At 33.3% G+C, this 20,060-nt stretch carries 15 protein-coding genes; 11 read left to right on the top strand and 4 right to left on the bottom strand.

Annotated elements, in window-relative coordinates; translation table 11 throughout:
* Window positions 1–49: 49 nt before the first annotated feature.
* A complete protein-coding gene (locus ACZ0AH_RS15245; protein WP_463476649.1) occupies window positions 50–1,213 on the top strand; it encodes a peptidase associated/transthyretin-like domain-containing protein in 1,164 nt (387 codons plus the stop codon).
* Window positions 1,214–1,399: 186 nt separating this feature from the next.
* On the opposite strand, the gene ACZ0AH_RS15240 is transcribed toward ACZ0AH_RS15245, so the two are convergent.
* Window positions 1,400–4,066: a TonB-dependent receptor gene (locus ACZ0AH_RS15240; RefSeq protein ID WP_463476648.1), complete on the bottom strand. Its 2,667-nt coding sequence runs from the start codon at window positions 4,064–4,066 to the stop codon at window positions 1,400–1,402.
* A gap of 317 nt (window positions 4,067–4,383) precedes the next feature.
* On the opposite strand from ACZ0AH_RS15240, the gene ychF reads away from it, so the two are divergent.
* The 10 genes from ychF (at window position 4,384) to ACZ0AH_RS15190 (ending at window position 17,038) form a co-directional block, all read left to right on the top strand.
* Entirely contained in the window at window positions 4,384–5,478 is a 1,095-nt protein-coding gene (gene ychF, locus ACZ0AH_RS15235; protein WP_463476647.1) for a redox-regulated ATPase YchF, read from the top strand.
* 326 nt (window positions 5,479–5,804) lie between these two features.
* Window positions 5,805–6,482 carry a TIGR02117 family protein gene (locus tag ACZ0AH_RS15230; protein WP_463476646.1) on the top strand — a complete coding sequence of 226 codons (678 nt, stop codon included), beginning with the start codon at window positions 5,805–5,807 and terminating at the stop codon, window positions 6,480–6,482.
* Between the two features lie 292 nt (window positions 6,483–6,774).
* Window positions 6,775–7,734 carry a YihY/virulence factor BrkB family protein gene (locus ACZ0AH_RS15225; protein ID WP_463476645.1) on the top strand — a complete coding sequence of 320 codons (960 nt, stop codon included), beginning with the start codon at window positions 6,775–6,777 and terminating at the stop codon, window positions 7,732–7,734.
* Complete coding sequence (locus ACZ0AH_RS15220) at window positions 7,731–8,255, top strand: NADPH-dependent FMN reductase (RefSeq protein ID WP_463476644.1); 525 nt, start codon at window positions 7,731–7,733, stop codon at window positions 8,253–8,255. The genes ACZ0AH_RS15225 and ACZ0AH_RS15220 overlap by 4 nt, the downstream gene beginning before the upstream one ends.
* A 3-nt stretch (window positions 8,256–8,258) precedes the next feature.
* Window positions 8,259–9,239 (top strand): transglutaminase domain-containing protein, encoded by a 981-nt coding sequence (locus ACZ0AH_RS15215; protein WP_463476643.1) that lies wholly within the window; start codon window positions 8,259–8,261, stop codon window positions 9,237–9,239.
* A gap of 97 nt (window positions 9,240–9,336) precedes the next feature.
* Window positions 9,337–10,512, top strand: a complete 1,176-nt coding sequence (gene pncB / locus ACZ0AH_RS15210) for a nicotinate phosphoribosyltransferase (RefSeq protein ID WP_463476642.1) — start codon at window positions 9,337–9,339, stop codon at window positions 10,510–10,512.
* 162 nt (window positions 10,513–10,674) lie between these two features.
* Window positions 10,675–12,543 carry a DNA topoisomerase IV subunit B gene (locus ACZ0AH_RS15205; protein ID WP_463476641.1) on the top strand — a complete coding sequence of 623 codons (1,869 nt, stop codon included), beginning with the start codon at window positions 10,675–10,677 and terminating at the stop codon, window positions 12,541–12,543.
* A gap of 4 nt (window positions 12,544–12,547) precedes the next feature.
* Entirely contained in the window at window positions 12,548–13,735 is a 1,188-nt protein-coding gene (locus tag ACZ0AH_RS15200) for a hypothetical protein (protein WP_463476640.1), read from the top strand.
* 73 nt (window positions 13,736–13,808) lie between these two features.
* Window positions 13,809–16,529 carry a DNA gyrase/topoisomerase IV subunit A gene (locus tag ACZ0AH_RS15195; RefSeq protein WP_463476639.1) on the top strand — a complete coding sequence of 907 codons (2,721 nt, stop codon included), beginning with the start codon at window positions 13,809–13,811 and terminating at the stop codon, window positions 16,527–16,529.
* Window positions 16,530–16,705: 176 nt separating this feature from the next.
* Window positions 16,706–17,038 carry a peptidase associated/transthyretin-like domain-containing protein gene (locus ACZ0AH_RS15190; RefSeq protein ID WP_463476638.1) on the top strand — a complete coding sequence of 111 codons (333 nt, stop codon included), beginning with the start codon at window positions 16,706–16,708 and terminating at the stop codon, window positions 17,036–17,038.
* Between the two features lie 7 nt (window positions 17,039–17,045).
* Here ACZ0AH_RS15190 and ACZ0AH_RS15185 read toward each other — a convergent pair whose 3' ends face one another.
* From ACZ0AH_RS15185 to ACZ0AH_RS15175, 3 genes are all read right to left on the bottom strand, one after another.
* Window positions 17,046–17,672, bottom strand: a complete 627-nt coding sequence (locus ACZ0AH_RS15185) for a 3'-5' exonuclease (protein WP_463476637.1) — start codon at window positions 17,670–17,672, stop codon at window positions 17,046–17,048.
* Window positions 17,673–17,674: 2 nt separating this feature from the next.
* Window positions 17,675–19,594, bottom strand: coding sequence for a DUF294 nucleotidyltransferase-like domain-containing protein (locus ACZ0AH_RS15180; RefSeq protein WP_463476636.1), 1,920 nt, complete (start codon window positions 19,592–19,594; stop codon window positions 17,675–17,677).
* A gap of 93 nt (window positions 19,595–19,687) precedes the next feature.
* Complete coding sequence (locus tag ACZ0AH_RS15175; protein ID WP_463476635.1) at window positions 19,688–20,059, bottom strand: DNA topoisomerase IV; 372 nt, start codon at window positions 20,057–20,059, stop codon at window positions 19,688–19,690.
* Window position 20,060 lies beyond the last annotated feature (1 nt).

The following is a 20,060-nucleotide window of genomic DNA, read 5'->3' as shown; positions in this document are numbered from 1 at the left end:
ATTTATTAATAATAATTTAATACTTTAGTTGAAATTTTACCAATAGCCTATGAAAAGACTTATACTTTTATTGGTTTTGTTCATTAATGTAAGTGTTTTTGCTCAAAAGACAGAATATTCTATTGTTGTAAAAGATATAGAAACGCAATTGCCTATAGAAAATGCAACGGTGCTGATTATGAAAACCAAGCAGGTTTTATTAAGCAATGAAGATGGTAAAGTGACTTTTATGCTGAATGGCGGTTCGAACGTTCAGGTTTCTGAAATGAATTATGAGAATTTGACACTTCGATGGACAGTTTTAAAAGAAAATGAGTTTGTAGTTTACCTTAAAAATAAGAACAATAAACTAGATGAAATTATTGTTTCTAAAGAAGCTCCGCAAAAAACACTTCAGAAAATTGTTTCTAATTCCAGACAAAAATTAGCCACGTCTTATCGACTAAAAGTGTATGTAAGAGAATTTTTTATGCTCGATAATAAATATTCTTATTATAATGACGGACTTGTAAATTTTCAGTTTGCTCCCAATAAAAAAACTGCAGCGACAACATTATTAGTCGAACAAAATAGATCTTACGGTTTGTTAGAAACAGATGTAAGTCCCGATTTAGTGGGATATAATTTGAATAAGATTATGGAAAACTATTCTAATCTCAAGTATTTCCAGCATGTTTGTGATCCAAAGGCCAAAAAACAATATGACTATGTTATAAAAAGGCATGACAAAAATGTTGATTATTATGTGATGACCATAAGTCCGGTAGATAAATCTAAAAAAGAACTTGACAATTTTGAAATTATTTACGATCCGGAAAAAAAGCTGATTATAGAATTTACTTTTGATGTCACTCAGGGAAATTCAGATAAAATTGAAGAAAAATTAGCAATAGGAGCCAAAAATGTTACAAGATCATTTATAAAAGTAGGTTACAGATTAGATGCTCAGGATTATTATTTACAGAGTTCAAATGAAGAAATTACCTATGATGTCGCTTTAAAAGATAAAGTCAAAAATATTCAGGTTCGGAATAGTTTTGTGACGACCAATTTCAACAGACAAAATTTTACCTATAGAGAAAGCGATGTTTTCAAAGAAAAAACACTGTTTAATAAACAAAATAAAATTCTAACCAATTACTGGGATATTTCAGGATTTACAGCAACTGACGAAGAAAAAGCAATTATAAGTTCGTTAGAATATAAGTTATAATTGTTAATTGTTAATTTTGAGATGTAATGTCTATAAAAAATCCTGAGCTTGAAACTCAGGATTTTTTTGTTTTGTATTCTCATCTGTCAGGCTGAGCGAAGTCGAAGTCCCGTTTGTTAGATGAAATTTGTATTTGCACAATCCTTCGACTTCGCTCAGGAAGACAAAAGAAAGACTTTAAATTATTTAGAAAGTAAATCCGATTCTTGCATAGTAATAAGCTCCGCTGAAACCCATTTGTACAGCATCCCAATATCCTCCGGCTTCTGTATTTCCTTGTTCGTCTTGTTTTGTTGGATATACATTGAATAAGTTATTGCTTCCAAGACTTAGTTTTAAGTTTTTAGTTATTTTATAACCTAATGTTAAATCAGTTATTAATCTTGGGTTATAAACATCATCTTCGTCAGCATAATCTACCAAAACTACTTTGCTAAAACGGGTGAAAGCTAAACCGGCATCAAATTTATTTTTAGAATAATTAAAATTCAAACCAAATTTGCTGTCTGGTGCAGAAGCCAGCAAAAATGCTTTTTCACGTTTTCCGAAGAAAGTATCAGCATCAAGAGAACCATTTTTTACATTATCAATTTTCATATCGTTAATGTTTCCAACTAAAGTTACTCCGATATTTCCGAAATCATATGCTTTTTTCCATGCAAAAACTAAGTCCAAACCATGTGTACTTGTATCAACTCCGTTAGCAAAAAACTGTGCTTCAGAAACGCCAAGGTTTAAAGCGCTTGCATCAAAATATCCGGTAAGAACGATACGATCTTTTACTTTAATATAATATCCGTCAACTGTTGCGGTGAAATCTCCAAAAGTTCCGGTCAAACCTAATGAAGCATTCACGGCTTTTTCTTCGTTTAATTTCTGAATTCCAAAAGCTCTTGTAACAGGGCTGTCATTTGGAGCTAATAACACTTCAGTTGCACCGCTTGAATTAAAATTGGTGAAACGCAAATTATAATAAACCTGAGCCAAAGATGGTGCACGGAAACCTGTACTAATAGATCCTCTGGCATTAATGTGATCTGTGATTTTAAGTCTTGACGCTAATTTTCCGTTTACAGTACTTCCAAAATCGCTGTAATTTTCAAAACGAACCGCACCGCTTACCATGAAAGCATCAGTAACATCTAATTCAGCATCAGTATATAAAGAGAAATTTGTACGGCTTTCGTTTACTTCGTTTGCAGGACTATATCCCGGGAATCCCTGAGAACTTCCTGGTCTTGCAATAGTTGGTGATGAAGTAGGATCTGTAGGATCATAATCTGGATTAGGAATTGTTGGTGCACTTTGCGTTGTAGGATCTGTAATTGGCTGTCCGTTTGTATCATAAGTAGTATAAGAACCTTCTTCACCGGCAAAAATTTCGAATTTTTCAACTCTGAATTCTGTTCCAAAAGCAATATTTAAACCTTTAAGAACTGAACCGTAGTTTTTAGAAATATCAAAATTGGTTGTGTTTTGAAGCAAACTGTGTCCTCCGGCATCAAATTCGTGTGGAGATTTTTCTTCAAGAGAAGCATTGATTGTTCCTTTTATATTGTAATGGAATTTATTTTTTCCGAAGGTATTGCTCAAATCCATTTTCCATCCGCCGGAAGTTTCCGTTCTAATTCCTGCAGCGATAGAATTGTCATTTATTTTTGATGTAATTCTAGGCGTATATCCACCAGGATAAACCGATTCTACCACTCTTTCACCATCATTTCTTGTAAAAGCGTAAGCATCTGTGTCTCTGAAATTTGTTCCTCCAAAAGCATATAATTCAGTTTTATCAGCAATTGGAACAGCAAAGTTTCCGAAGAAATTCAATCCTTTAATTTGTGCATCACCAAAACCTTTTCTAAAATCATAACTTGGTCGAAGCGTTTTATCTTTGTTTATAAATTCTCCCGTAAAATTGGCATAACCACCTTTTGATCCAACAGCAACACCATAATTTGCAGCTACTTTTACAGAACCACCGTCAAAAGATTTGTCTTTTCCGTATGAATTTCCGTTTCCTTTTTGGTCTAATCTAAAACCGTCAGTATTTGGAGTACCGGGTAAAAAATCCCCTTTTGCGTTTGTATTAAAAACACCGTACGTTACAGCTCCGTTTAATTCGCCTACATTATCATTGGTAACAATATTAATAACGCCGGCAATAGCATCAGAACCATATTGTGCAGCAGCACCATCTCTTAAAATCTCAATTCTTTTAATAGACGCAGCCGGAATTGCATTTAAATCGGTTCCTGTATTTCCACGTCCGCGAGTTCCAAATAAATTGATAAGAGACGATTGATGTCTTCTTTTTCCGTTAATCAAAACCAAAGTCTGATCAGGACCCATTCCTCTTAAAGAAGCAGGATCTACGTGATCTGCACCATCAGAACCGGATTGTTTATTGGCATTAAAGGATGGGGCAACATATTGCAGTAATTCATTAATTTCCAGTTTTCCACTTTGTGTCGTAACATCTTTAACATTAATAACATCAATTGGCACGGCCGAATTTACAACGGTTCTTTTGGCATTTCTGGAACCTACAACGACAACATCATTCAAAATTTGTCCGCCGCTTTCGTCTAATGTAACTTCGATTTTATCACTTGTAGCTTTTTTTTCTATTGTAGAATAACCAACATAACTAAAAACTAATGTTGCGCCTTCTTTTACTTTTATACTGTAACCTCCTTCATAATCTGTAGAAACTCCGTTTGTTGTTCCTTTTTCAAGGATATTAACGCCTGGCAAAGGAGTTCCGGTTTTGTCTTTTACAATACCGGATACTTCTTTTTGGGCAAAAAGTATGACCGAATTTAATAGTAGTAATAATAATACAATCTTTTTCATGGTTTGGTTGATTTTGGTTTAATGTTTGTTTTGAATTCTGATAAAAGTAGTATTTTTTAACAAAAACTTAATAAAAAGTTTAAATTTTTTTAAGAGAAACCTTTAAAAAACATTAATCGTCATTTTTACTTCACTTACGAGCTATTAAATCTTATATTTGCAAAATTTTAAAGCCAAAAAATATCATTTTGGCAGAAACAAAATTTTAAAAATTAAATTATAATCCGTTAAACGAATCACTTATATATTAAGGTAGAAGATTTAATGGTAAAACCTGAGAGATTCAGGATTACATAAAAAATAAATAGAAACAACAGATGAAAGCAGGAATTGTAGGATTACCAAATGTTGGAAAATCAACATTATTTAATTGTTTATCTAATGCAAAAGCGCAAAGTGCGAACTTTCCGTTTTGTACAATCGAACCTAATATTGGTGTTGTAAACGTTCCGGATCCAAGAATCAACAAATTAGAAGAATTGGTAAAACCAGAGCGTGTACAAATGGCAACAGTTGATATTGTTGATATCGCTGGTTTGGTAAAAGGTGCAAGTAAAGGTGAAGGTCTTGGAAACCAATTTTTAGGAAACATTAGAGAGTGTAATGCTATTATTCACGTTTTACGTTGTTTTGATAATGATAATATTGTTCACGTTGACGGAAATGTAAACCCAATTCGTGACAAAGAAACGATTGATATCGAATTGCAGTTAAAAGATTTAGAAACGGTTGAAAAACGTTTGGAAAAAGTAAATCGTGCCGCTAAAACCGGAAACAAAGAAGCGCAGACAGAAAAAGCACTTTTAGACCGAATCAGAGAATCATTATTGCAGGCGAAATCGGCTCGTACTATTATTCCTCAAGGTAATGACGAAGAAGTTTTAATGGAATCTTTTCAATTAATTACTGCAAAACCAGTATTATATGTTTGTAATGTTGATGAAAATTCAGCTGTAAACGGAAATAAATATGTAGATCAGGTTCGTGAATTGGTAAAAGACGAAGATGCTGAAGTTATTATTCTTTCAGTAGGAGCAGAGGCAGATATTACAGAATTAGAAAGCTACGAAGAACGTCAGGTTTTCCTTGAAGATATGGGATTAACAGAGCCTGGAGCATCAGTTTTAATTCGTGCAGCTTACAAATTACTTAAACAACAAACTTATTTTACCGCTGGTGTAAAAGAAGTTCGTGCATGGACCATCAACATTGGAGCTACAGCGCCTCAGGCAGCCGGAGTTATCCACACTGATTTTGAAAAAGGATTTATTCGTGCAGAAGTTATTTCATACGAAGATTACGTTCAGTACGGTTCAGAAGCAAAAGCAAAAGAAGCAGGAAAATTCAAAGTTGAAGGAAAAGAATATATCGTAAAAGATGGTGATGTAATGCATTTCCGTTTTAACGTTTAATTTTTTTTTGAGATAATAGAATCAAGAAAATAGAACCAAGAGCTGCTGGAGAAATTCAGCAGTTTTTTTATGTTTCAATATTTTGGTTGCCAGGCTGAGCGAAGTCGAAGCCCGTTGGGTCCTTCGACTTCGCTCAGGGCGACAAAAAAGAAAATAAATCTGCTCAATCTGCGTGAAAAAAAATAACAAAGCATAAAAAAAATCCGTGTAAATCCGCGCTTTCGCATAAGCGAATCCGTATCATATGCGTTCCATTATTTTTTTGGCTCAAAAATTGGTTACTACAAAAAAGCACTTTTATAATAACCTAAAACTAATTTAAACCAATGCTAAAAACAACCTTCAAATTTCTAGGCTGGACTATCCTCGGAATTGTTACTTTTCTTATTTTGTATATAATATCAGTTTATCTGATTTCTAAAATTACCGTCAATTCAGATATTGCAAAAGTTGATGAAAAAGACGGCATTCCGATTTATATTCTTTCAAACGGAGTTCATACTGATATTGTAGTTCCAATTACAAACGAAATTAAGGATTGGCGAAAAGAAATTCAATTCAGTCAGACACAATCAAAAGATAGTATAATGAAATTTGTAGCTTTTGGCTGGGGCGATAAAGGTTTTTATCTGCATACACCACAATGGTCAGACTTAAAAGCGAGTACGGCTTTAAAAGCAGCTTTCGGAGTAAGTTCATCTGCAATGCATACTACATTTTTTAAACAATTATCCGAAGGTGAAAATTGTAAACGCATTATAATTTCAAAAGAAAACTATCAAAAGTTAGTGTCTTATATTTCAGAAAGTTTTAATAATCCAACAAATCCAGAGTGGATTCAAGGTTATAGTTACGGAAAAAAAGATGCTTTTTACGAAGCCAAAGGAAGTTATAGTTTGTTTTACACCTGTAATACCTGGGCAAATTGCGCCCTAAAAGCCGCGAACCAAAAAGCGAGTTTGTGGACGGTTTATGATAAAGGGATTTTTTGTCATTATCAATAAACTTGGTTTATAATTATGTAGTCCCTACGGGACAAAATTGAGGATATAGATGTTTTTTCCTACCGACATTTAATCTCTATGAGATATATCTACAAATGAATACTCCGTTAGGAGTTAAATGTTGGTAGAAAAAAGAATAAATCCCCAGAAAATGTCCCGTAGGGCCTACGCATTAAAATCAAAAAAATAATTTTAATAACATGGAAAAAATATAAGATTCCTCCAAAAAACAAGAATCTAATTTTTTTATAAATCCGTAAATTTGAGAGCATATCTAAAAAACTGAAATATCGTGAAAATTAAAAATATATTCTCCAAAACCTGGTTTCTTCTAAAAAACACTTTTTTAGAATTTAACGATGATAATGCAATTAAACTAAGCGCAGCATTGGCTTATTATACCATATTTGCCTTACCGCCTTTATTGATTATTGTCATTACAATTTGTGGTTTCTTTTTTGGAGAAGAAGCGGTAACAGGAGAATTATACGGACAAATTAATGGTTTGGTAGGGAATGGCGCAGCAAGTCAAATTCAGGAAGCTATAAAAAATGTACAGTTATCCGGCGATAATGTTTTTGCAACCGTATTCGGAATCGTAATGTTATTGATTGGTGCGTCTGGAGTTTTTGCTGAAATACAAAGCTCTATAAATTTTATTTGGGGATTGCGTGCAAAACCAGACAAAGGGATTAAGAAATTTATTCAGAACCGATTAATGTCATTCTCTATGATTGCCTCGGTTGGATTTTTAATGTTGGTCAGCCTTTTTATAAGTACAACTTTAGACTTGCTTAGTTCGCGTTTAAAAGTATATTTTCCGGAGAGTACCGTTTATTTATTCTATGTGGTTAATATACTTATTGTGCTGGCGAGTATTACAACTCTTTTTGCTATAATTTTCAGAACATTACCAGACGGAAAAATAAAATGGAAAGATGCTTTTATTGGTTCAGGAGTTACAGCTGTACTTTTTATGATTGGTAAATTTGCCATCGGTTTTTATTTAGGGAGTTCTACAGTTGCCTCAGTTTATGGTGCGGCAGGTTCTGTAATTATTATTTTGGTTTGGGTTTATTATTCGGCAATAATTCTGTATTTTGGAGCAGAATTTACAAAAGTCTATGCTAAATCGTATGGAGGGAAAATATATCCAAACGAATATTCTGTAGAAATAGCAAAAGAGATTTATGAAATTGACCAGCCAAAAAAAGAACCAATAGAAGAAACATTACAAAAAGAGAAACCATGAAAATAGTCGCCTTTGGAGGAAGTAACAGCCAGCATTCTATCAATAAACAATTTGCCACATATGCCGCAAGTTTATTCGAAAATGCCGCAATTGAAATTTTAGATTTAAATGATTATGCAATGCCATTATTCAGCGTTGATCTTGAAAAAGAAATCGGTCAGCATGAACTCGCAAAAGCATTTTTGGCTAAAATTGCAAGCGCAGATATTTTGGTTGTTTCTTTAGCCGAAAATAATAATAACTATTCTACAGCATTTAAAAATATTTTCGATTGGAGTTCCCGAATTACGAAAGAAGTTTTTCAGCAAAAACCAATGTTATTATTGGCAACTTCTCCTGGTTCAAGAGGAGGAGCTTCTGTTTTAGAGATTGGACGCAATGCGTTGCCAAGATACGGAGCTGATATAAAAGCTAGTTTTTCATTGCCTGCTTTTAATGCAAATTTTGATTTAGAGGAAAATAAAATATCAAATGCAGAGTTAGATAAAGAACTGAAGGATATTATTAAATCTTGTTTTTAATCCATGTCAATAAAAAAGTTCGTTTTTATATTCCTTTTTCTGAATGTTATTTTTCTGCAATTATCGTACTCACAAAAGTATAATGCCGTCGATAAGATTGTTTTAAAATATCCAAAACAATTTGATACAACAGAAGAATTAGCAGAGAAAATTCAAAAAGATTTTAGTTCTGATTATGATAAGGCAAGAGCAATCTACAGTTGGATTGCCTTTAACGTTGATTATGATTTGCCTGAATATCTAAATCCTTCACCACCCAAAAGTTTCTCCTACAGAACACAGTCTGAAAAACAGCAGAAAATTCAACAGTTGAATGATAAAATCCTTGAGAAAGCATTTAAATCCCATAAAGCAGTTTGCGAAGGATATACAATTTTGTTTCATAATTTGGCTTCATTAGTGGGACTAAAATCAGAAATAATTCGGGGCGATTCCAAAACACGATTAGTTGATATTGGCAGAAAAAATACAACATCAAATCATGCCTGGAATACCGTTTTAATAGACGGAAAATGGCGATTAATTGATGTTACGTGGGGACAAGGCTATTATGATGACCGAAAAGGAGCTTTGGTAAAAGAATTTACAAGCATATACTTTGATGCAGATCCTGATTACTTTTTCGCCAAACATTTTCCGGATTCGGGAACTTATCTGAGTGATAAATTAGATAAAGATGATTTTTTGGATGGACCTTTAATTTATAATAAAACCATCGAGGGAAATAATAAAATCATCGCACCAAAATCTGGTATTGTCGAAGTTAAAAATGGCGATAAAATCAAATTTTTGATAAAAAATATTTCAAAATCAGATCAGCTTTTTTATCTGACTAAAAGAAATCAACCCGTAAAAGTGGAAGAACCAAAAGAAAAAAAAGGTGGTTTGGAGTTTCAAGTGACTTATAATAAAAACTTAGGCGGTTATATTACTTTTTTTCTGAATGGAAATAGCATTGCTTCATTTAAAATAATTCCGAAATAAGAATTGTTCTACAAAGTTGACTTTTATCATTTTCTTATTTTATCGAATTGCCGTATCTTTAGCAATCAAGGATTAAAATAATTATAGCAGCCAGGGTATGGAAACGACTTTCCTGAAATCTATTTTAGATAATGATTTCTATAAATTTACGATGCAGCATGCCGTAATAAGACTTTTTCCAAAGGCAAAAGTGCGTTATGGTTTTATCAATCGTGGAAAACATGTTTTTCCGCCAGGATTTGCGGATCTGCTTAGGCGATCTGTAGATGCAATGGCTGATTTACGTTTGACAAAAGATGAAAAGAATTATTTATCGCATTATTGTCCTTATCTCGATCCCACTTATTTAGATTTTTTGCAAGGATATAGTTATGATCCGTCAGAAGTTCAGATTACGCAGGAAGGTTCAGAAATAAAAGTTACGGTTGAAGGTTTTTGGTACCGTACTATTTTATGGGAAGTGCCGCTGATGGCCTTGATTTCGGAACTTTTTTATAAATCAAATCTTTTAATTCGTTTAAACGATGAAGCAATAAAAGAACTCACCAAAAATAAAATTGATAATTACAATAAACTGGGAGTTTCGGTTTTAGAGTTCGGAACCAGACGCCGTCATTCTTATGATGTCCATGTTTTGGTAAATGAAACTTTACGAACTTTTGGAGGTCAAAGTTTTATCGGAACCAGTAATGTCCATTTTGCAATGGTCAATAATAAACGTCCTTTGGGAACGCATGCGCATGAATGGTTTATGTTTCATGCCGCGCAATACGGTTTTAAAATGGCGAATTCAATAAGTCTCGAACATTGGACACAAGTTTACGGCGGCGACCTCGGAATTGCTTTAACAGATACTTATACGACAGAAGTTTTCTTTAATCAATTTGATAAAAAATACTCCAAACTTTTTGATGGAGTTCGACATGATAGCGGTGATCCGGTTGAGTTTGCCCAAAAAGTGATTGCTCATTATACCAAAATGGGAATTGACCCAAAATCTAAAGCCATAGTTTTCTCAGATTCACTCAATTTTGACAAAGTAAAAATCATAGCCGACTTTTGTAAAGACAAAATCAAAATGTCATTTGGTATCGGAACTAATTTTACCAATGATGTTGGTCTTCCGGCAATGAATATGGTTATAAAACTTACGGATACAAAACCGGATAATATACATTGGCAAGGAGTTGTAAAACTTTCTGACGAAAAAAATAAAAATACGGGAACGCCCGAAATGATTGCTTTAGCCAAAGAAGTGCTGGGAATCAAATAGTAATTTTTTGTTTTAGAACTGTTTTTTTATATTTTTAACGGTCATATTTTTTTAAAATCAATTTAAATAGGATTCAAAGGTGTTATTATTCATAACAAAAAAGAAATACGCTTTTATTTTTTAGCTATAAATGGTACATTAGCCAAAAATCCAATTTACTTTATGCTTGAGCAAAATCAATATACCGAAGATAATATTCGATCACTCGATTGGAAAGAACATATCCGTATGCGTCCCGGAATGTATATCGGAAAATTGGGAGACGGATCTTCGCCGGATGATGGTATTTATATTCTTCTAAAAGAGGTTTTAGACAACTGTATCGATGAGTTCGTAATGGGCTCGGGAAAAACTATTGAGGTGACTATCAAAGACAAAACGGTTTCAGTTCGTGATTACGGACGTGGAATTCCGTTAGGAAAAGTAGTCGATGTAGTTTCAAAAATGAATACAGGAGGAAAGTACGATTCTAAAGCTTTCCAGAAATCAGTAGGTTTAAATGGTGTCGGAACAAAAGCCGTTAATGCACTTTCAAACTATTTCAGGGTAGAATCTGTTCGAGATGATAAACAAAAAGGAGCTGAATTTTCTGCAGGAAATTTGGTTTTAGAAGAAGATATAGTTGAAACAACAAAGCGAAAAGGAACAAAAGTAACTTTTACGCCAGATGAAACTATTTTTAAAAATTACAAATTCCGTATGGAATATGTCATTAAAATGGTTAAAAACTATTGTTACCTAAACAATGGTTTGACAATTATTTTTAATGGCGAAAAATATATTTCAGAAAATGGTCTTCGTGATTTATTAGAAGAAACAATTAGTGCAGAAGATCTTGAATATCCAATTATTCACTTAAAAGATCATGATATCGAAATCGCTTTAACGCACAGTAAAACACAATATAGCGAAGAATATCACTCATTTGTAAACGGTCAGAACACCACACAAGGAGGAACGCACTTAGCGGCTTACAGAGAAGCAATTGTGAAAACCATTCGTGAGTTTTACAATAAAAATTTCGAAGCCTCTGATGTTCGTAAATCGATTGTAAGTGCGATTAGTATTAAGGTTATGGAACCGGTTTTTGAGTCTCAGACCAAAACCAAATTAGGTTCTACAGATATGGGTTCTGATGACGGAACGCCGCCGGTTTCAGTTCGTACTTTTGTAAATGATTTTATCAAAAACAAACTTGATAATTATTTACATAAAAACCCGCCAACTGCAGAAGCTTTATTACGTAAAATTCTGCAAGCCGAACGCGAAAGAAAAGAATTATCAGGAATTAGAAAACTGGCAACAGATCGTGCTAAGAAAGCGAATCTTCATAATAAAAAATTAAGAGATTGCCGCGCGCATCTTCCTGATACCAAAAACCCTAGAAACTTAGAAAGTACGCTTTTTATTACCGAGGGAGATTCGGCTTCCGGATCGATTACAAAGTCACGCGACGTAAATACACAAGCCGTTTTTAGTTTGCGTGGTAAACCGTTGAATTCCTATGGAATGACGAAGAAAATCGTCTATGAAAATGAAGAATTCAATTTACTGCAAGCCGCATTAGATATCGAAGATGGTTTAGAAAAATTAAGATACAACAACATCGTAATCGCAACTGATGCCGATGTCGACGGAATGCACATTCGTTTGTTGTTGATTACTTTCTTTTTGCAATTCTTTCCTGAATTAATTAAAGAAGGACATTTATATATTTTGCAGACACCGCTTTTCAGGGTTCGAAATAAAAAAGAAACCATCTATTGTTATTCAGACGAAGAAAGAAGAGATGCGATCGAAAAATTAAAACCAAAACCGGAAATCACCCGATTTAAAGGTTTGGGAGAGATTTCGCCGGATGAGTTTAAAAACTTCATTGGAGAAACGATTCGCCTTGACCCAATTATGATGGATAAAAACACTTCGATTGAGCAATTGTTGTCTTTTTATATGGGAAAAAATACGCCGGACAGACAAGAGTTTATTATCAAGAATTTGAAGGTGGAGTTGGATGCGGTTGAAGAAGTTTAAATTTATGAGAAAAACTATTCTGAGTTTATTGATAATGGTGTTGTTTTTTTCGTGTCAGTCAAAAAGTGATGATAACAAATCAGTAATTGCTCCTAAGCCTGTAAGTGAAATTAAAATTGAGAAAAATAGCGATAGTTTAATTTACAAGATAAATGAAAATACTGTTGTAATAGACCAGGATACATTAAAGTTAGAAAGTCCATTTATATATTCTTTTGAAGGAACAATAAATGATAATAAAAAGATACAGCTGCATCTTTCGAACAAATTAGAAATCGAATACGGAGGATACTCAAAAACGGCAACTGTTTATATCGATGGAGCAGAAGATATATTTAACTGCTATTTTACTAAGGATAAAAAGCAGGATTATTATACGGCAACCATTGATAGTATTGATGATAATAAAGCAGCATGTAAGCTTAAATTGTTTAAGCTGTCAACAGAAGAAATGTATATAGAAATTTTATTGGGTAAAAAGAGTTTTAAAATATATCCAAGTAAAACATTTCCAACATACAAATGTTATGATGAAATAGATTATACACTATTTGATTCCAGAGAGGCCTTTAAAAAAGAAGAAGCACCAAGTGAATTCACGCCATCGAGAGATTATAATTTTTTTGCTGAAATTCTTTCAAATGATGCAGGTTTTGATATGCTCGAAACAAAATTAAAGTATTTAAATACAGATTCTGTAAGCATTAAGAATTATAAAAAATGGAAGCATAGTTTTAAGGTTGAAAAATCAAAAAATGATGATGAGAATTTTAGCTCTGAGAATTTGACCGTTGTATTACCAATTTTTATAGACTCTAATGTTTACGCTGTTTCTAATTTTTCATACCGTTATACGGGAGGAGCACATGGTTTTATTCGCACAGAATATCATAATTATGATGTAAAAACGGGATTAGGTATCGCTATAGGAAATATAATAAACACAAAGGATAAAAATTTTATCGCTTTATATGAAAGTAGAATTAAAGAATACTTTGCCAATGAAGTATTAGGGGATAAAATAGTAATGACCGATAGTTTTTATATTTTGCCCACAGGAATTGTTTTTTCTTATACGCCGGATGAGTTGATTGGTTTAGAATCTGGAGAAATGAATGCTTTTTTTAGTTATGAAGAATTAAAACCCTTTATTTTGAAAAACACAGTTTTAGATCAATACAATTCGAATTAAAAAAGACTAAACTTGAGTAAAATCAAATTTTATCAAAACAAAAATACAATTTATAATTTTCGAATATAAATAAATGAAAGACGAAGAAGACGATAACATCATTCCAAACAACGAAGACGATACTAATTCAGATGAAAATCCGCTTGACGAAAATCAGGAAGGAGACGATGAAATTATCGACGTAGATGCTAAACAATTTGAAGGACAGCATTTTTACGAAAATCAGGAAGAAGAAGGAGAAGACGTTATTACGAAAGTAACCGGAATGTACAAAGACTGGTTTTTGGATTATGCTTCTTATGTAATTCTTGAACGTGCGGTTCCGGCGATTGAAGATGGTTTTAAACCCGTTCAGCGTCGTATTATGCACTCTTTAAAAGAGTTGGATGACGGTCGTTATAATAAAGTTGCCAATGTTGTAGGTCACACCATGCAGTATCACCCACACGGAGATGCAAGTATTGGTGATGCTATGGTTCAAATTGGCCAGAAAGATTTATTAATTGACTGCCAGGGAAACTGGGGAAATATTTTAACAGGCGACGGAGCTGCGGCTTCTCGTTACATTGAGGCACGTTTATCTAAATTTGCTTTGGAGGTTTTGTATTCTCCAAAAATCACCGATTGGGGTATTTCTTACGATGGTCGTCGTGCAGAACCAAACAATCTTCCGGTAAAGTTTCCGTTGCTATTGGCGCAGGGAGCAGAGGGAATTGCAGTTGGTCTTTCGACTAAAGTGCTGCCTCACAATTTCAATGAGTTAATTGATGCTTCGATCAAGATTTTAAAAGGAAAAGCCTTTACATTATATCCTGATTTCATGACACAAGGTATTGCCGATGTGTCTAATTATAATGATGGACTTCGTGGCGGACGTGTACGCGTGCGTGCTAAAATTGGTCAATTAGATAAGAATACATTGGTGATTACGCAAATTCCGTTTTCGACCAATACAACAACTTTGATTGACAGTATTTTGAAAGCCAATGATAAAGGTAAAATCAAAATCAAGAAAATTGAAGACAATACTGCTGCCGATGTTGAGATTTTAATCCATTTGTTTCCTGGAGTTTCTCCAGATAAAACTATTGATGCATTGTTTGCTTTTACAGCTTGCGAAACTTCTGTAGCACCTTTAGGTTGTGTGATTGAAGATAACAAACCATTGTTTATCGGAGTTTCTGAAATGTTGAAAATTTCGACACACAGAACAGTAGATTTATTGCGTCAGGAATTAGAAATTCAATTAGAAGAATTAAAAAATAAATGGCATTTCTCTACTTTAGAGAAGATCTTCATTCGTGAAGAAATGTACATTGATTTCAAATTATATTCTGATAGAGAATCGCTTTATAAATATTTATATGACCGATTTGAGCCTTTCAAAAAATCATTCGTTAGAGAAATTACAGATGATGATTTGCAACGATTGACTCAAATTCCGATGATTCGTATTACGCGTTTTGACTCTGATAAAGCCGATGATTTTATCGCTAAGTTAGAAGACGAAATGAAAGAGGTCGAGCATAATCTGGAACATTTAACCGATTTTGCGATTGCTTATTTTACCAAATTAAAAGAGAAATACGGAAAAGGCCGTGAACGCCAGACAGAACTTCGTGTTTTTGATAATGTTGAAGCTACAAAAGTAGTTTTAAGAAACACAAAACTGTACGTAAACCGCGAAGAAGGTTTTGTTGGAACTTCACTTAAAAAAGACGAATATCTTACCGATTGTTCTGATATTGATGATGTTATTGTATTTCTCCGTGACGGAAAAATGCTGGTAACAAAAGTAGATGCCAAAACGTTCGTTGGAAAAGATATTATTCACGTTGCTATTTTTGATAAGAGCGATAAGCGTACGATTTACAACATGATGTACCGTGACGGAAAATCAGGTCCATCTTATATCAAACGTTTCAATGTTTCGGGCGTAACGCGTGATAAACCGTATGATTTAACGAATGAAACTGCCGGTTCACAAGTTGTTTATTTTTCACATAATCCGAATGGAGAAGCTGAGGTAATCACGATTTTATTGCGCCAGGTTGGAACAATTAAAAAATTGAAATTCGATATTGATTTTGCCAAATTAGCGATTAAAGGACGTGCTTCAAAAGGAAATTTAGTTACGAAATATCCAATCAAGAAAATTGAATTAAAAGAAAAAGGAATTTCGACTTTATTACCAAGAAAAGTTTGGTTTGATGACACCGTAAAACGTCTAAATGTCGATGCAAGAGGAGAATTATTAGGAGAATTTAAACCAAGTGATAAAATCTTAATCATAAACCAAAGCGGTAAATTGAAAGTTATTATTCCGGAGTTATCGACTCATTTTGATGAAGATATGATTATTTTGGAAAAATGGAATCCAAAGAAACCAATTTCGGCGATTTATTATGACGGAGAAAAAGAGCGTTATTATTTGAAACGTTTTCTGGTTGAAAATGAAGGAAAAGAGGAAAGTTTTATTACAGAACATCCAAATTCGCAATTAGAAATTGTATCAACAGATTATCGTCCGGTGGCACAATTGGTTTTTGCAAAAGTAAAAGGAGTTCAAAAAGAAGATTTACATATAGATGTTGAGGATTTTATTGCTGTAAAAGGATTTAAAGCTTTAGGAAATCAATTGACAACAGAGAAATTAAAGCAAGTTAATTTACTAGATCCGTTGCCTTATGAAGAGCCGGTTGAGGAAGTTCCGGAAAAACCAGAATTGTCAGAAGATGATCCGGTTGAAACAGAATTAGATGACGATGGTCAAATAGGTTTGGTTCTGGATTAATATAAAACCAAAGCGCTAAGATATTCTTAGCGCTTTTTTTATTACTTATAAATATGTATGTTTTTATTTAGTTAAAAGCCCTATAGTTATGTTTTTATAATTTATAGTAGACTTTTTATTGAAGATTGCCAACCTAAATTTGTTTCAGCTAAAGAATTACAAATTAAAGGAGAAGCATGAAAAATAAACTAATTTTTATACTATTACTATTTTGCAGCTGCACTAATACCAATGAATTTAACGGACATGTATATGATTATGATACCGAAAAACCGATTCAGAATGTTCATGTAGTTATTAATGGAAATAAAACCCAAACAGACAGCACAGGATATTTTTGTTTGGAAGTAAGTTCAAATACAATGTGTAAAATGATCTTACAAAAAGAAGGATATCTCACCAAAATAATATATCGCAAAGCAGATTCTCTCGGGAAATTTTCACAAAAAAGCTTGAAATACAATAGATTGTATTTGTTTACAAAAGAAAGTGATTTTATTAAAAATTGAATCCTGTTTACTTAAACAAAGAATTCAGATTGACTTCTTTTTTCTCTTTCAGTTTTTTTACAATTTTCAAAAAAGCAATCGCTGTAATATAGGCGTCTCCCAATGCAGTATGACGGTCTTTTTTAGAAATATCAAATTTATCGGCGAGATCATCTAAAGTGTAATGATCTTTTCGTTCAAATAAATGAGACTTTATTAAGGTCTTTTTATATAAAATTGCCGTGTCTAATCGTTTGTTTTTCAATTCCGGCAAACCATTTCTTTCTAACGCTTTATTAATCATCGTAACATCAAAAACAGTATGATGTGCAATAATTACCGAATCTCCTAAAAAAGTTAAGAATTGTTCTAAAGCTTCTAATTCGCTCGGGCGTTGAATTATAAAAGCTTTCAAAATGCCATGAATCTGAGCGGTCGATTTATCGTAATGATCCTGTTCAATATAAACTTCAAAACTATCCTGAATCGCAATAATTCCATTTTGTAAAACCAATGCGCCAATGCACAAAATTCGGTCATTTTCATAATCGAAACCAGTAGTTTCAGTGTCTAAAACAACAAAACGAGTTTTTTCAATACTGATATTCTCATCGAAAAGATTTTCTTCTTTCTTCCAAAAATTAAATAAACCCATAGTTATACCACATTTGAAACATTAAATCTTACACTAATCAATTCCTGAAGTTCCTTAATAGTTTTAAAAGTTCTTTTCAACTTGATTTTTTCCATTTTAGATAAAGATTCCAACGCAATAAATTGTCCGGAATCATTGTGCAAAAGACCTTGTTTGGTTCTAAATTTCAACAAAGCCTTAAACGAATACGAACACGATAAATACAATTCCCTGTTATTAGGTTCTAATTCGGCTAATTTTTCGAATCGTTCTGCAGTATTGCTAATCGATTTTACGGAATGTGACAAAATTAAAACTCTGGCAGCATCTGTTAATGGCATTAAAGCACGTCTTTTAATATCAAAATTGTCTTTGTTGGCTCCGTCTTGTTCGACTAAAAATTGCCTGAAAAACCCAGTTGGAGAAGGACTTTGCAAAGCACCGCTCACTAAATGAACATAAAAAATAGGGTTCGCTTTTACGTTTTCAAAAATAGAATCAGATAGTTCACTGGCAATTTCAGTATCACCATAAGTTACACTATAATCAAAGAAAATAAAAGATAATAAAACCTCGTTTTTACCCGGATTTGTAATCCAGTGATGCACCTGATTTTTCCATTCATCCAGACTCATACACCATTTTGGGTTCGAAGCCATCATTTCGGCCGGACAATAATCATAGCCAATTTCAAAAAGACCTTTATTAACAAGACCGGCAAATTTTAGAAAATAGATTCTGGTTTCATCTCTAAAAACTTCAGATACATTTTCATAAACAATCGCATTATCCTGGTCCGTATGCAGCATTTGCTCGCTTCTTCCCTGACTTCCTAAAGCCAGCCAGGCAAATTTTACAGGCGGTGGACTGCTCATTTTTTCTATCGACATTTCGATAACACGGCTCGTACAAGCTTCGTTAAGCTCCGTTATGATTTTAGCAATCAAAGTCATCGGAATATTTTGGTCTAAATATCCTTGCAATAATTGCATAATTCTCGCTCTGATAGGTTTGATTTCTTTAACCTTTTTAGCTCTTTTTAAAGCTTTTATTAAAACAGCAGGATTATTTCCCAGGGCGACCATTACGTCATGTTTCGATAAAATCCCAACCGCTTTAGTATTTATAGTTCCGTCTTTAGTTAGGCATAAATGGCTGATATTACTTTTCATCATTGCCATTTGCGCCTCCGTCACCGTCATCTTTTTAGGATAAGTAATAACCGGTTTGGTCATAATAGTTTCCGCTGTTGTCATGATCGAAAAATCGCCGGTAACAATTTTATTACGCAAATCTTTATCGGTAATAATACCAATTGGCAGCATTTCATCAACTATTAATATCGCGCCAACTTTCTTTTTATTCATGATTTTGGCAATATCCCTTGCAGTAGTTGACGGACTGCACGTCACAATTTTCTTAGAATATTTTATAGGTTGTAAATCGAATGAATCTTTATGAGAATGCGATGTTTCATGCATTAAATCATCGCCATATAATTTATCTTTATGAATATCAGAATACGGATTTCGGGTATTTGAAGCGTAACTTTCAATCAAAAAATTACCAACAGCCCTGTTTTCAAGCGCATAAGGTTTAAAAACCGCTATCGGAATCGCGTATAAAATAGTTTCTTCATAAGCAACGGCTTCCATAATATAGTTTTCCTGTGCCAAAAGCGGACGCAATCCAAAAATATCACCTTCGTCACACATATCCAAAACAGTATTTTTGGGGCTCTTTTTTAAAGCAACGGCACCTTTATGAACCACATAAAAAGAATCGTGTGTTTTATCGTTTTCAGCAAATATAACAGCATCTTTATCTTTGTAAACAATAGAAATTTGTTCCGATAATTTTTCTAAATCCTTTTGATGTAAAAAACTAAAAGGAGGGAAGTTTTTTAAAAAGTCAGCAACTCTTTGCGAAATCGTATTTTTCATTAGATTAGATTTGCGTTTTGCCAGAAAGGCACAAAGACACTAAGATATAAAAAAATGCGTCTTTGTGCCTTTCTGGCAGAATTAATAGTCTGTTTATTCAACTTTATATACCGTTCCGCGTTGTTTTTGATCAGAACCTACCATTCCAAATTCAAAAGTATAAGAATTTTTAGAAGTCGTTAAAATTTTCATGCTGATAGCTTTTTCTTCAGCCATGTTTTTTGGGTGTTTCTTTTGCAAAACATACTCGCAATCGCTTACCCAGCGTATTGTAGAAGTATCTGTTTTACCTTCAAAAGTTTCAATTTCGATATTGTCTTTACGTTCAAAAAGGGTTGTTTTTTTTACGCCATTTACTTCAAACTCAAATTTGAATTTCCCGGTTTTAAAGTCTTTGCAATTGTGTTCCGCATCATAACAGGAGAATAATGTGATTAACGGTAAAAGGAATATAATTTTTTTCATT

It is taken from the genome of Flavobacterium sp. AC105 (genome assembly GCF_979258495.1).
Note: the sequence above shows the minus strand (reverse complement) of the source record. Positions and strands in the feature narration are given on the sequence as shown.